Annotated in this window: 14 protein-coding genes and 1 tRNA gene; 9 read left to right on the plus strand and 6 right to left on the minus strand. The window is 63.7% G+C overall.

Translation table 11 applies throughout. From position 1 onward, the window contains the following. Positions 1–123 precede the first annotated feature (123 nt). A complete protein-coding gene (locus ACVMIM_RS19430) occupies positions 124–297 on the plus strand; it encodes a hypothetical protein (RefSeq protein ID WP_476113969.1) in 174 nt (57 codons plus the stop codon). 125 nt (positions 298–422) lie between these two features. On the opposite strand, the gene ACVMIM_RS19435 is transcribed toward ACVMIM_RS19430, so the two are convergent. The 3 genes from ACVMIM_RS19435 to ACVMIM_RS19445 all read right to left on the minus strand — a co-directional run bounded on the left by ACVMIM_RS19435 (position 423) and on the right by ACVMIM_RS19445 (position 2,432). Further along, positions 423–656, minus strand: a complete 234-nt coding sequence (locus ACVMIM_RS19435) for a hypothetical protein (RefSeq protein WP_476113970.1) — start codon at positions 654–656, stop codon at positions 423–425. A 570-nt stretch (positions 657–1,226) separates the two neighbouring features. Next, positions 1,227–1,300: transfer RNA gene (locus tag ACVMIM_RS19440), tRNA-Gln, on the minus strand. Positions 1,301–1,499: 199 nt separating this feature from the next. Further along, positions 1,500–2,432 (minus strand): lysylphosphatidylglycerol synthase transmembrane domain-containing protein, encoded by a 933-nt coding sequence (locus tag ACVMIM_RS19445; protein ID WP_278050714.1) that lies wholly within the window; start codon positions 2,430–2,432, stop codon positions 1,500–1,502. 263 nt (positions 2,433–2,695) lie between these two features. Between ACVMIM_RS19445 and ACVMIM_RS19450 the strand changes: the two genes are divergently transcribed. Then, the gene (locus ACVMIM_RS19450) at positions 2,696–4,057 is read left to right on the plus strand and encodes a Ppx/GppA phosphatase family protein (RefSeq protein WP_476113971.1); all 1,362 of its coding nucleotides are present in this window, start codon (positions 2,696–2,698) and stop codon (positions 4,055–4,057) included. A 343-nt stretch (positions 4,058–4,400) separates the two neighbouring features. Continuing rightward, entirely contained in the window at positions 4,401–5,108 is a 708-nt protein-coding gene (locus ACVMIM_RS19455; protein ID WP_476113973.1) for an RlmE family RNA methyltransferase, read from the plus strand. A gap of 93 nt (positions 5,109–5,201) precedes the next feature. Here the strand turns inward: ACVMIM_RS19455 and ACVMIM_RS19460 are convergent, their stop codons facing one another. Next, complete coding sequence (locus ACVMIM_RS19460; protein ID WP_476113974.1) at positions 5,202–6,623, minus strand: MFS transporter; 1,422 nt, start codon at positions 6,621–6,623, stop codon at positions 5,202–5,204. A gap of 216 nt (positions 6,624–6,839) precedes the next feature. Between ACVMIM_RS19460 and ACVMIM_RS19465 the strand changes: the two genes are divergently transcribed. The 5 genes from ACVMIM_RS19465 to ACVMIM_RS19485 all read left to right on the plus strand — a co-directional run bounded on the left by ACVMIM_RS19465 (position 6,840) and on the right by ACVMIM_RS19485 (position 10,262). After that, entirely contained in the window at positions 6,840–7,085 is a 246-nt protein-coding gene (locus ACVMIM_RS19465; RefSeq protein WP_082045183.1) for a type II toxin-antitoxin system Phd/YefM family antitoxin, read from the plus strand. Then, positions 7,082–7,531: a PIN domain-containing protein gene (locus ACVMIM_RS19470; protein WP_476113976.1), complete on the plus strand. Its 450-nt coding sequence runs from the start codon at positions 7,082–7,084 to the stop codon at positions 7,529–7,531. Before ACVMIM_RS19465 ends, ACVMIM_RS19470 begins: the two co-directional genes overlap by 4 nt. Positions 7,532–7,670: 139 nt before the next feature. Then, the gene (guaB, locus tag ACVMIM_RS19475; protein ID WP_476113977.1) at positions 7,671–9,173 is read left to right on the plus strand and encodes an IMP dehydrogenase; all 1,503 of its coding nucleotides are present in this window, start codon (positions 7,671–7,673) and stop codon (positions 9,171–9,173) included. A gap of 67 nt (positions 9,174–9,240) precedes the next feature. After that, positions 9,241–9,768: a hypothetical protein gene (locus tag ACVMIM_RS19480; protein ID WP_476117301.1), complete on the plus strand. Its 528-nt coding sequence runs from the start codon at positions 9,241–9,243 to the stop codon at positions 9,766–9,768. 74 nt (positions 9,769–9,842) lie between these two features. Beyond that, the gene (locus tag ACVMIM_RS19485) at positions 9,843–10,262 is read left to right on the plus strand and encodes an MAPEG family protein (RefSeq protein ID WP_476113979.1); all 420 of its coding nucleotides are present in this window, start codon (positions 9,843–9,845) and stop codon (positions 10,260–10,262) included. 2 nt (positions 10,263–10,264) lie between these two features. Here the strand turns inward: ACVMIM_RS19485 and rnd are convergent, their stop codons facing one another. Together rnd and ACVMIM_RS19495 are read right to left on the minus strand one after the other, a co-directional pair. Beyond that, a complete protein-coding gene (gene rnd / locus ACVMIM_RS19490; protein WP_476113981.1) occupies positions 10,265–11,416 on the minus strand; it encodes a ribonuclease D in 1,152 nt (383 codons plus the stop codon). A 197-nt stretch (positions 11,417–11,613) separates the two neighbouring features. Continuing rightward, a complete protein-coding gene (locus ACVMIM_RS19495) occupies positions 11,614–12,840 on the minus strand; it encodes an MFS transporter (protein WP_476113982.1) in 1,227 nt (408 codons plus the stop codon). A 115-nt stretch (positions 12,841–12,955) separates the two neighbouring features. Between ACVMIM_RS19495 and ACVMIM_RS19500 the strand changes: the two genes are divergently transcribed. Next, positions 12,956–13,714, plus strand: coding sequence for a DeoR/GlpR family DNA-binding transcription regulator (locus ACVMIM_RS19500; RefSeq protein WP_476113983.1), 759 nt, complete (start codon positions 12,956–12,958; stop codon positions 13,712–13,714). Positions 13,715–13,719: the final 5 nt, after the last annotated feature.

Below are 13,719 nucleotides of genomic sequence, written 5' to 3' on the forward strand. Positions count from 1 at the left end.
TTCTCGTTACGCAGCCGGCGCTTGCGTGCAATGCGGAGGAAACGATCGTCGATCATATAAAGCGCCATAAGGAGGCGGGGGATTGTCTCCGTCGCGACTTCGGCGAACCTGGGATATAAGTCTATGTCGATCCTGAAGACATTGAACCGCATGGGCGCGGCCTTGAAATATGCGCAGGATGCCCGCACTCCAACGCGGATGCGGAACGGCCTGCCGTCCGACAATCATTTGGACATTTGCTGGCCGGTGATGCCGACAACCAAGCATCTGTCCTCGAACTTTTGGGGCGGGGTCTGAGATAGCGATCGTTCGAAAGCCTGATCGTCGACCGCACATGGCAACCACAACCTCGCGAGCTGCAGGCAATGCCCGCGCTTCTCGGCACCTCCCGAGCTCTTCGCGAACGTGTCGACCGTGGCGGCTTAACTGCGCCCCGCCTCGATGATGCCGACCATCGCCCGGGTAAATTCGACCATGCTGTTTGCCGTGATGGCGGCATTATCCGGGGATTGACCGATGTGCTCGGCCGCTCCGCAGCAGGAGCGGCGGATGCTGTCGTAATATGGATCTCTCTCATCGTCGGGCAGTGCTGCCAAATTAAGCGCGCGACGGTGGATCATGCGCAGTAGCTGCGCCAATGCTGTTTCGACACTCATGCGTTTTGCTCCGCATCGGTCGAGCGTCTCGGCACACCGAGTGCCGGATCGTCGATCGGGAGATTTCCCGATTCGAACAGGTTGCGCTGTAGCTGTTAATATATCGTTCATTGCTAATAAATGTGGCGCATCAATCCGGCAATTGGCCAAGCAGGAATGTTGGTGATGGCCGCAACTGTGCATGTGACTTCTGTCACGGTTCTGTGCTGCGGCGTTTGCTTTAGCCTTGTGGACGAGGGGGTGTCGGTACAGCCTGCTCGGCCAGGAGAGATGATGCCCCTGTCAAATGACCTGCATGACAAGAACTTGATGTTCCAATGTCAGCGCTGCTCCAGGACGATCGTCAGGAAGGGCTCCTGGATCAAGAGCGTCAAGACCTTCAGATGCGAAGGGTGCCGATCCGAGGTCCGGATGACATATGGGCTCAAACTGGCGATCTTCGAACGGCATCGGCACTTGGCCGTGAAGGGCTCAAAATGAGCGGCTGAGGGCCGCCTACGCGCGGGGACGGGTGCGGATGGAACAGCGTCGGCACGTGTTCCCATAATCGACAACTGATGCGAAATAAACTGGCTGGGGAACCTGGATTCGAACCAGGACTAACGGAGTCAGAGTCCGTGGGTCTACCGTTAACCTATTCCCCAGCAGGCGCGTCTGATGTCGCGCGAAGCGGGCGGCTCATGTGCCGCGAGCGCTGCCTTGTAGCCGCCGTCGGAAAATAGTCAAGCCCGCAACTGAGATCAACCGTAGCCTTTTTTGAGCCGTTGTCCGATGCATGTCGCCCAAATCGCTCCGCGCTTCGGGCGACATGCGTTGGCCGTTCAGCCGGGCAGGTGGAAGGCTTCAGCTTTCGCCTTTGCTGTACTGCGAATGCTCGAAATAGAGCACCACACCAAGGCCGATCAGCAGCGGAATGATCAGGTAGAACAGGCGAAACACCAGAAGTGCTGCAAGCACGCCGACCGGATCCATGTCGGAAAGGCCGGTGAGGAAGACGACCTCGAACACGCCGAGCGCGCCCGGCGCATGCGACAGGAGCCCGACCGAGAACGACACCATGAACACGCCGAGCACGACGAAATAGCCGGGATTGCCGGCATCGGGGAGGGCAAAGTAGATGATCGCGGCGGCTCCCAGCAGTTCCACCGGCCCGATCAGCAACTGTCGCGCCACGATCGGCAGCGCCGGATAGTGGAGCTGAAAGCTGCCTATTTTCAAAGGCCTCAGCCCAAGCCAACTGCCGAAGGCATAGGCCCCGACGAGGATAAGCATGGCGAGCCCCGCGGCGAAAGCTGCGCCATGATGCGGCGCGCCGGTGAAGCGATCGATGATCTGCGGCTCGAACAGCAGAACGAGGCCGCCGAGAAAAACGCTGGACAGGATGAAGGTGAACCAGCAGATCGCCACCAGCACGCCGACCTCCTGGCCGGTCAATCCTCGCGTGGCGTAGGCGCGATAGCGGATCACCGCGCCGGAAAATACCGAGCCGCCGATATTGTGCGACACCGCGTAAGTCGTGAAGGAGCAGAGCGTGACGAACAGCCACGATACTTTTTTGCCGATATGCAGCAGCGCTATGTGGTCGTAGCCGGCGAGCGAGGCATAGGCGACAACAGAGCTCAGCGCCGCGAGCACCCAATCGCGCGGCGGGATGGCGGCGATGCCGGCCCACACATCGTCGAGCGAAATGCCGCGCAGTTCGTGGATGAGCAGCCACAGCGAGAACGCCACGGCCGCGATGCCTATGACCGGCCAGAAATAGCGCCTCCAATTCATGGCGTCGTCATCATACGCTGCAGCTCACTGATTTGATGTTGCCCAACCCTTTCGAACCCGCATTTGAGACATGCCTGATTGAAGCCGGCTATTCAACCGGCAAGACATTGCCCCAACGTGACCTCGGCAAATGTGAGGTTGCGAAATTCGGCCTCGCGCTCTTGGTGATTGCGAACGGCGCTGCTACTCTGGTGCCAACTTGAAACAAATCGAGGTGCCTGCTGCGTCCGTTCCCGGTTCGCGCGGTGCCGGAAGGAACTGAAGTGGAAGACCACGATACCGGCGCGGGCGCGTCGGCAGTGGGCATGTCCGGGGCATCGCCGGCGCACTCGGCGGGCCCGCACCCGGCGCGATTCAGCCGCCACGCGGGTGCGCACCAGAGACATGCCGACCCCAGACATGCCGGCCAGAGACAAACCGGCCAGGCCGACCAGCATGGCGACCAGCCGAAAGGCAAGACGCGCAAGCGCCGCAAGCGCAAGCGCGGCCGCAAGGTATTCGCGCGCGACGAGAACGGCGCCGTGCCGCGTGTGGCGCCTGCTGCCGCGACGGCGGCAAGCAAGCCTCAGAGTGTGCCTTCGCCGGTCGAGCCAAGGCCGGCGGCCCCGCAGCGCCCGCCGCAGCAGGAATTGCCTGTCTTCGCAGCGCTCGATCTCGGCACCAACAATTGCCGGTTGCTGGTCGCGGTGCCTGGCCGTCACGGCCAGTTCCGCGTCATCGACGCTTTCTCGCGCATCGTCAGGCTGGGCGAAGGGTTGACGGCCAGCGGCCGGCTCGGCCAGGCGGCGATGGACCGCGCGGTCGAGGCGCTGAAGATCTGCGGCGAGAAGCTGCGCAACCGCAAGATCAGGAAAGCCAGGCTGATCGCCACCGAGGCCTGCCGCTCGGCCGCCAACGGTGTCGAGTTTCTGGATCGCGTCGAGCGCGAGGCCGGGCTGAAGCTCGAGATCATCGACCGTCAGACCGAGGCCCGCCTTGCCGTTTCCGGCTGCGGCTCGCTGGTCGAGCGCGACACGCAAGGCGTGGTGCTGTTCGATATTGGCGGCGGCTCGTCGGAAATCGCGCTGATCGACCTGACCGGACGGCGTTCGCCACGGCTAGCCAACCACATCGTGTCGTGGACGTCGCTCCCCGTCGGCGTCGTTTCGCTCGCCGAGCGCTTCGGCGGCCGCACCGTCACGCGCGAAACCTTTGCCGCCATGGTCGACGATGTGGCCACGCGGCTGAAGGCCTTTGACGGCCGCGACCGGCTCGCGCATGTGCTGGCCAGCCCCAACTTCCATCTGCTCGGCACTTCCGGGACGGTGACGACGCTCGCCGGCGTGCATCTCGATCTCGAGCGCTACGACCGCCGCCGCGTCGATGGCCTTTGGATGGACCGCGACAGCGTCGATCGCATGATCGAGCGGCTGATCGGCTGGGACTTCCAGCAGCGCTGCGCCAACCCCTGCATCGGCGCCGATCGCGCCGATCTCGTGCTTGCCGGCTGCGCCATCCTGGAAGCGATCCGCGGTGTTTGGCCGTCCGAGCGGCTGCGCGTCGCCGACCGCGGCCTGCGGGAGGGGATTTTGAGCGAGCTGATGGCCGATGACGGCGTCTGGCGTAATGATGGGCGCGGCCGCTAGAGCATGATCCCAAAAAGTGGCTACGCTGTTTTGATGAGCGGTCGACCCCCGCTCCGTCGAGCTTCGCTCGACACCTCTCCCACGATCGACGGGGGAGAGGAAAGGCGCGGGCGATTCCAGCCGGCTCCCTTCCTCTCCCTCCGGAGGGGGGAGAGGTGGCGCCGCGAAGCGGCGACGGAATGGGGGAAGCCCTCCGTGAAAAGCGAAGCCGCCGCAAGACCGGCACGACGGAGCGAGCGAGAAGAAGTGGACCAGAAGTCTTGATCCTGAATTTCAGAACCGGGGCAGCGAAAAGCGGCGATCGGCTTTCGCACAGGATCATGCTCGGGCAAGAAATGAGGCAATGACGAAGAAACCCGAAAAGCCGGGCTCAACTAGCCTGCGCGTCCTCAAGACCAGGATCAAGAAGAAGAGCGGCTTGAAGGAATCCTCGCGCCGCTGGCTCGAGCGTCACATGAACGATCCCTATGTGCAGCGCTCCAAGGCCGACGGCTACCGCTCCCGCGCCGCCTACAAGCTGATCGAGATCGACGACAAGCATCATCTGCTGAAGCCCGGCATGAAGGTCATCGACCTGGGCGCCGCGCCCGGCGGCTGGTGCCAGGTGGCGGCCGCGCGGACGAAATCGAGCGCCGAGAATCCGCACGTCGTCGGCATCGACTATCTCGAGATGGATGCGGTTCCAGGCGCTGTCATCCTGCGGATGGATTTCCTCGATCCGGACGCGCCGCAAAAACTTGCCGAGGCGCTCGGCGGCCAGCCCGACGTGGTGCTGTCCGATATGGCGGCGCCCACGACCGGTCACCGCCGAACCGATCATCTGCGCACCATGCATCTGTGCGAAGTCGCGGCCGATTTCGCCCTGCACGTCCTGAAGCACGTCCTGAAGCCGGGCGGGCATTTCCTTGCCAAGACATTCCAGGGCGGCGCCGAGAACGAGCTCTTGTCGCTGCTGAAGCAGAATTTCCGCTCCGTCCATCATGTGAAGCCACCGGCTTCGCGCGATGAATCGGTGGAGCTGTACTTGCTGGCGAAGGAGTTTAAGGGGTGAGAAGCGGTCCGCGCTAGCGGACGAAAAGCCAATTGCTTGGCTTTTCGAGCTTCGAACCCCCTGAGCCTCGAAGGGCCGGGCGGCCGCCGACCATTACTTCCCCGCGGTCCCCGCAGTCTCCAGCGTCCTCGGCGTCGTCAGCCGGCCATGCCCCGAGACGGCACTGCCGGCCTCCGGCGCAAGCCGCATGAAGGAGATCGAGGCTGCCGCGGAGACGGCTGCCACGATGAAGAAGGCGATATGGAAGTCCCGCAGGGTCAGCGGCCCGCCATGGATCGAGGTCGACACTTCGAGGATGCCGCCGGCCAGCGCCACCCCCATCGCGATCGACAATTGCTGGAAAACCGCGGTGATCGGCGTGGCCTTGCTGGTGTCGGCGGGCGTGATCTCGGCATAGGAGAGCGCATTGACGCCGGTGAAGAACATCGAGCGGATGAAGCCGCCGACCAAAAGGATCGCCAGCATCAGCGCGTAAGGCGTCTGCGGCGTGAACAGGCCGTAGATGGCGATCGAGGCCGCCGCGACCAGCGAGCCCCAGATCAGCATGCGCCGGAAGCCGGCGAGCCGGAACAGCAGCGCGGTGACGAACTTCATGCCGATGGCTCCGACCGCCGAGACGAAGGTGATCATGCCCGACTGGAACGGCGTCAACCCGAAGCCGATCTGGAACATCAGCGGCAAAAGGAACGGCACCGCGCCGATGCCGATGCGAAACAGCGAGCCGCCGAGCACCGAGGACCGGAAGACCTGGTTGCGAAACAGATCCAGCGCCAGCAGCGGATTCCTGGCGCGCCGCGCATGGAGGAGATACAGCACGCCGGAGATCACCCCGACCGCCACCGTGATGAAGCCGGCCATCGGCGGCAGCGCCGGCAGGCTGACGACGGAAAGGCCGAAGACGACGCCGGACGCCGCGAGACCGCTGAGCACAAATCCCGGGAAATCGAGCGGCGGTGTCTCCGCAGGATTGGTTTCGGGCAAGAACCGCGTGGCGAGCCAGATGCCCAGCAAGCCGATCGGCACATTGATCAGAAAAATCCAGTGCCAGGTGAAATAGGTGGTGATGAAGCCGCCGATCGGCGGGCCGACCAGCGGTCCGACCAGTGCCGGCACGGTCAGCCAGGACATTGCCGCGACCAGTTCGTTCTTCGGCGTGGCGCGCACCAGCACCAGGCGGCCGACCGGTGTCATCATCGCGCCGCCGATACCTTGCAGGAAGCGCGACACCACGAAAGCCGGCAGCGAATTGGAAAACGCGCACGCGACCGAGCCGGCGATGAAGACACCGATAGCGGCGCGGAACACGGTCTTGGCCCCGAACCGGTCCGCCATCCAGCCGCTGATCGGAATGAAGATCGCCAGCGACACCAGATAGGCCGTCAGCGCCAGCTTGAGCGCGATCGGGCTGGTGTGGATATCGACAGCGATCGCCGGCAGCGACGTGGCGATCACGGTCGAATCCATGTTCTCCATGAAAAGAGCGACCGCCAGGATGAGCGGGATGATGCGGTTCAAGGAAAGCGCCCTGATCTGTATTCGCGATTCTAGGCCCGGCTTGGGGGCGAACCGGTGCGACCGGGCGGTTATCACGCCTCGGCCCGGATGTCGCATTAAATTGCAGTCACTTTTGTGCGACCGCAAACAGTGGTGGCGCAGGTCACGACCCAAGATGCTTGATAAATACGGCCACCATCGCTACTGTAGTGAAAATAACTACAGATAGGTGCAACCGTGGATGAAGCCGTATCGGCTGCCGATGCCAATCGTAGATTCTCTCATATCCTTCGTGAGGTACGTGAGGGCCAGAGCTACGTCGTGACCAGCCATGGACGTCCAGTGGCTCGGATCGTGCCTGTCGATAGGCACGAAGGCGTGCCTGCCCGCTCGCGCGCGGCTTTGTTGTCACGACTTGAACGGCAGCCGGTCGTGCAAGCGGGACATTGGACCCGTGACGAGCTTTATGAGGACGACCGGTGAAGGTCGCACTTGACACCAACATCCTCGTCTACGCGGAAGGGGTCAACAGCGTTGAAAAACGCGATACCACTCTCAACTTGTTGCGCAGCGTTCCCCAAGAGACTGCCATCGTTCCGATTCAGGTCCTGGGTGAACTGTACAATGTGCTTGTCCGCAAGGCCGGGCGATCGCCGGAAAAAGCTCGGGACGCACTGCTGAGTTGGCGAGACGTATTTCCGATCACCGGGACGACACCCGAAGTGATGATGATGGCAGCCGATCTGGCCGCCGATCATCATTTTGGTATCTGGGATGCGGTCATTCTTTCCGCCGCTTCGCAAGCGGGTTGCCGGCTCCTTCTGTCAGAAGACCTACAAGACGGCTTTACTTGGGGCGGCGTAACTGTCGTCAATCCTTTTGCGTCGCCGCGTCATGCTTTGCTCGATGCCCTTCTTGGCGCCGAATAGGAACCGGCGCGTCAAGTAACGACCCGCTTTCCTTCCGTCCCGGGACGTGTTACCAGCCAGCGCCAATCCTGAAAGGGAAGATGAGAGTCGGCGCTGGCCAATCGGCACAGCGCCTTTTCCGCATTCAAAAGGACTGGCCATGGCAAAAATCATCGAAACGTCCACCGGCGCGCTGGCGCTGACCTTCGACGACGTGCTCTTGCAGCCCGGCCATTCCGAGGTCATGCCGGGCGAGACCGATATCCGCACCCGCATTGCCGGCGACATCGATCTCAACGTGCCGATCCTATCGGCGGCCATGGACACCGTCACCGAGGCGCGGCTGGCGATCGCGATGGCGCAGGCCGGCGGCATCGGCGTCATTCACCGCAACCTGACCCCGGCCGAACAGGCCGAGCAGGTCCGGCAGGTCAAGAAATTCGAATCCGGCATGGTGGTGAACCCGGTCACCATCGGTCCGGACGCCACGCTCGCCGACGCGCTGGCGCTGATGCGCACCAACGGCATTTCGGGCATTCCGGTGGTGGAGAATGGCGGCACCGGCGGCCATACCGTCGGCCGGCTGGTCGGCATCCTCACCAACCGCGACGTGCGCTTCGCTTCCGATCCGTCGCAGAAGGTCTACGAGCTGATGACCCGTGAGAACCTGATCACGGTCAAGGAGAATGTCGACCAGGACGAGGCCAAGCGCCTTCTCCACAAGCATCGCATCGAGAAGCTGGTGGTGGTCGACCGGAAGGGCAATTGCGTCGGCCTGATCACCGTCAAGGACATCGAGAAGTCGCAGCTCAATCCGCACGCCACCAAGGACGCGCAGGGGCGGCTGCGTGCCGCCGCCGCCACAAGCGTCGGCGATGACGGCTTCGAGCGCGCCGAGCGCCTGATCGATGCCGGCGTGGACTTACTGGTCATCGACACCGCGCATGGCCATTCCCAGCGCGTGCTGGAGGCCGTGGCGCGGGCGAAGAAGCTCTCCAATTCGGTGCGCATCCTGGCCGGCAACGTCGCCACCGCCGACGGCACGCAGGCGCTGATCGATGCCGGCGCCGACGCCGTCAAGGTCGGCATCGGCCCGGGCTCGATCTGCACGACCCGTATCGTCGCCGGCGTCGGCGTGCCGCAGCTTTCGGCGATCATGTCGGCGGTCGAGACGGCCAGCAAGTGCGGCGTCAGCGTCATCGCCGATGGCGGCATCAAATATTCGGGCGATCTCGCCAAGGCGCTCGCCGCGGGCGCGAGCGCGGCCATGATCGGCTCGCTGCTTGCGGGCACCGACGAGAGCCCGGGCGAGGTCTACCTGCATCAGGGCCGTTCCTTCAAGGCTTATCGCGGCATGGGCTCGGTCGGCGCCATGGCGCGCGGCTCGGCGGACCGCTACTTCCAGGCCGAGGTTCGCGACACCCTCAAACTGGTTCCGGAGGGCATTGAAGGGCAGGTTCCCTATAAAGGACCTGTGGCTGGCGTGCTGCACCAGCTTGCAGGCGGCCTGAAAGCGGCTATGGGTTATGTGGGTGGACGTGACCTTGCAGACTTCCGCCAGCGCGCCACCTTTGTGCGCATATCCAACGCCGGACTTCGTGAAAGCCACGCCCATGACGTCACGATCACCCGCGAAAGCCCCAATTACCCGGGCGGACTTTGATCGGCAGGTCGATCAGTCCGACCGCCAGCGGGGACTGTGGCGTGATTTAAGCGCGGCGGTGCTGCGGCTGTCGCGTCACGCGGCGGCGCTCTCTATCGCCTCGATTGCGCTGTTCCTCGTCATGACGGCGCTGGAGTTTGTCTATTTCCAGCGCTTAAGCGGCGGCTTGATCTCACTCGACATGCGCGTTGCCGGATTCACGCCCGATGAAGGCATGGCGTGGCTCACCGCGCTCGGCCGGCGCGGCGGCGAGATCATCATCGTCTGGCACTACCTGACCTTCGACCTTCTGTTCCCGGCGCTGCTGTCGCTGACGCTGGTGAGCCTTATCCTTGTTTTCGGGCGGCGGCTCAGCACGTTCCGCGCCATGCCAGCGCAGCTCCAGGCATTGTTCTCGCTGGTGCTGGTGCTTCCCTACGCGGTCGCTGACTATGCCCAGAATTTCGCGTTGGCGCGGCTGCTTTCCGATTTCCAGCTGGCCAACCCCGATACGCTGGCCTTCGCCTCGTCGCTGACCGTCACCAAATTCGCGCTGCTGGCGATCCCGGTCTTCGTCATCGCGGTCTTCGCGCTGGCCGGACAGCGGCGGCGCTAAAGCAATTCCAGGAAAAGTGTAAAGCGGTTTTCCGTCCGGAATTGCGGTAAACAGAGAGAAAGGACAGGCGACGGATGCGCCAGACCGCCATCTTCTGGCCGATGCTGGCGCATGTGCTCCTCGTCTATATCGTCTATCTGGTGATGCTGAAGCGGCGCTATCTCGCCGTGAAGTCGGGCGAGGCCAGGATCAGCCAGTACAAGGTCCGTTCGACCGAGCCCGCCTCGAGCGTCACCGTCGCCAACAATCTAATCAACCGGTTCGAGCTGCCGGTTCTCTTCCACGTTCTGTGCCTAGCGCTGTTCGTCACCAACGGCGTGAACTATCTGACGCTGGCACTGATGTGGCTCTTCATAGTCACACGCTATGTCCACGCCTGGGTGCACCTCGACCGAAACTATATGCTGCACCGGAGCCGCGCTTTCTTCCTTGGCGCGGGCATACTTCTCATCGCCTGGATCTGGTTCGCGCTGCACCTGCTGGGGCTGGTTTGACGCTACAGGTCGAACACCGCGATCCTGCGATTGTCGAACTTGATGCCGATCTCGCCGCGCACCAGCCTTAGCGCCTGCTCGCCGAAAACCGTGCGCCGCCAGCCCTGCAGCGCCGGCACGTCGGCTTCGTCGGCTTCGGCCGCTATGCGGTCGATATCGTCGCTGGAGGCGAGCACCTTGGTGGCAACGCCTTCCTGCTCGGCGACGATCCTGAGCAGCACCTTGAGCAGTTCCGCCGCCGCGCTCGAGCCCTCGGGGGGCTGCACGCTTTTCGGCAGTTTCGGCATCGCCTCCTTCGGCAGGGCAAGGGCGGCGTTGACCGCGCCGAGCAGCGCCGTTGCCGTGGCGGAACGCTCCCAGCCTTTCGGCGTGGTGCGCAGCTTGCCGAGCGCTGCCGCGTCGCGCGGCGCCTGCTGCGCAATCTCGTAGATGGCATCGTCCTTGAGCACGCGGCCGCGCGGCACGTCGCGCTCGCGTGCCTCGCGCTCGCGCCAGGCGGCCACCGCCTGCACGATCGCCAGCTCCTGCGGCTTGCGCAGCCGCATCTTCAGCCGCTTCCAGGCGTCCTCGGGATGCGGATCGTAGGTCTCGCGCGAGGTGAGGATATCCATCTCCTCGTTCAGCCAATGGGCGCGATCCTCGCGCTTCAGCTCGGCACTGAGATGCTGGTAGACCTTGATCAGGTGGGTGACGTCGGCAAGCGCGTATTCGAGCTGCTTGTCGGAGAGCGGCCGGTGCCGCCAGTCGGTGAAGCGCGAGGACTTGTCCAGCCTTGCCCCGGTGACCTTCTGCACGAGCTGGTCGTAGGAAACGCTGTCGCCGAAGCCGCAGACCATCGCCGCCACCTGCGTGTCGAACACCGGATGCGGCACCAGATCGCCGAGATGGACGATGATTTCGATGTCCTGGCGCGCCGCGTGGAAGACCTTCAGCACCGCTTCATTGGCCATGAGCCGGAAAAACGGCTTCAGGTCGATGCCGGGCGCCAACGGATCGATAAGCGCCTCGATCCCAGGCGCGGCGATCTGGATCAGGCAGAGGATCGGCCAGAAGGTCGTCTCGCGGATGAATTCGGTATCGACGGTAACGAATTCCGACTTTTCGAACGCCGCGACAACGCTCTCGAGTTCTTCTTGTGTGGTGATGACGCGCATCAAATCGCTTTTGGCACAGTATCAGGCCTCTTTCAATTTCAGCCGCGCGCGCTTTCGTCAAGCCGCCGCAACGTAAGTGGTGGCCCGACCGCCCGGTTCTCCCGTGCGGAATCGCAGCGTCTGCCGGCACCCCAACCCGCGATACCCCTCAAGCCGTCGTGGTCCGCTTCATTAAGTGGCGCTGTGGGGCGGGCCGTTCATGCCTCATAGGCCCGTGCCGGGACCCTCTCTCCTGCCAAGCCTGATTCCGTGCCGTCCGGTATGGCGTTCGACGACGATCGCCGGCCGAGCGCGCCGGCTGCCGCCAGGCTGAGCACGACGAACGGTATACCGATGCCATAGGCCGAGCGGATGCCCCAGTGGTCGGACACGAAGCCGAGCAGCGGCGGGCCAAGCAGGAAGGCGACGAAGGATATCTGCGACAGCGCCGCCACGTTGATCGCCGCGGGGCGGTCGGTTCGCTGCGCCGCCGCCGAGATCGCCAGCGGGAAGATGGCGCTGCTGCCGATCCCGAGAAGTGCAAAGCCGAGCATCGAGATGACGGGCAGGGGCGAGAAGAAGACGATGAAGACGCCGGCCATCATTGTCGCCAACAGCACACGCGCCACGCCGCTCGGCGAGTGGCGGTCAACGAAGCTGTCGGCGAAGAAGCGCGTCGTCGCCTGCGAGAAGGCGAACAACGCGACCGTGATCCCGGCAATGAACGGGCCCGAGTCGAACACGGTGCGCATATAGATCGCCGACCAGTCCATGCTGGCGCCTTCCATCAGCATGGCCGACAGCGTCACCCCGACGAGGATCAGGATCGGCAGGGTCGGCCGGGCGAACATCGGCGCTTTGTCGCCGGACGCGGCGAAGCGGGCAGGAGCCGGTTCGAAGCCGCCGAGGAACAGCGCCACCGCAACCGACACCATCGGCACCATCACCGCCAGATGCAGTTGCGGCGACAGGCCGAGATGCGCCAGCGCACCGCCGAACAGCCCGGCACCGAAGAAGCCGATGCTCCAGAACGAATGCGCCCGGCTCATGATGCGGCGTTTGAGCAGGAACTCGGTCCTGTCGGCCTCGACATTCAAGATGATCTCGATGCTGCCGATCATCAATCCGACCGGCAGCAGCATCAGAAACAGCGGCGCCGGGCCTGGCGCGTGCACGGCGAGGGCATAGGCGAGACCAAGCAGCGGCACCAGCCACAGCAGCGCACGGCGAAAGCCGACGCGTTCAAGGAGCGGCGTCGCCAGCGTAAGCGCGACCAGGGTGCCGATCGGCGTGCCGATCAGCGCGAGCCCGAGCGTGCCGTCCTCGATTCCCATGGAACGCTTGATGTCGGGCAGTCGCGGGAAGATGTTGCCCATGGCAAAGGAATAGATCGCAAAACCGGCATAGACGCGGTGCTGCGGGGCGAGTTTCAGGCCAAGGCTCATCGCGGACAATCCAACAGGGAGATTTTCGGCGGGAGGCTCTCGGCCCCGCCAGCGGTCCTTTCTTGCACAAACAGGCAAAACATGCAATAACATGCATAAATAAATAGGATCATGCATGCTCACCGAAGAACGCCACCAACTTATTCGCGACCAGCTTGCGGCGGACGGAAAGGTGCTGGCCGGCGAACTCGCCAGCCGTTTCGGCGTCTCAGAAGACACGGTGCGCCGCGATCTGAGGGAACTGGCCAAGGCCGGGCAGTTGCGCCGCGTCTATGGCGGCGCGGTGGCTTCGGCGCCCTTTGCCGCGGCGAGCGTCAGCCAGCGCAGCGCTCATGCGGTCAAGGAGAAGGCACGCCTTGCGAAGGCGGCGGTTGGGCTGCTTGTGGCGGGGCAGTCGCTGTTCATCGACGGCGGGACGACCAATGAGGCGGTCGCCAGGGCGATCCCACGCGACATGGAACTGACCATTGCCACCAATTCGCTGAGCGTCGCCTCGGCGCTGGTCGATCGTCCTTTGGTCGAACTGATCATGCTCGGTGGCCGCTATGTGCCCGATCTCGGCACCTGCGTCGGCGCCGATACGCTCGCCGCCGTGGCGCAGCTCAGCGCCGACGTGTTCTTTCTGGGCTCCTGCGGGCTCGATGTCGCGCGTGGCGTCACCGCCTTCGATTCGGCCGAAGCCGAGGTCAAACGCGCCATGGCGAAAAACAGTGCCGGCATCGTCATTGCCGTCACTAACGATAAGCTTGCGACTGCTGCGCCGTATCGTGTCGCCGGCGCCGATGCGATCCGCCATCTGGTGGTGGAAAAGACCGCGCCTCCCGCTACGCTCGCCGATTTCCAGAGCCTGGGTGCGCAAATCCACTTTGCCTGACGGCC

Source organism: Mesorhizobium sp. USDA 4413 (assembly GCF_056280365.1).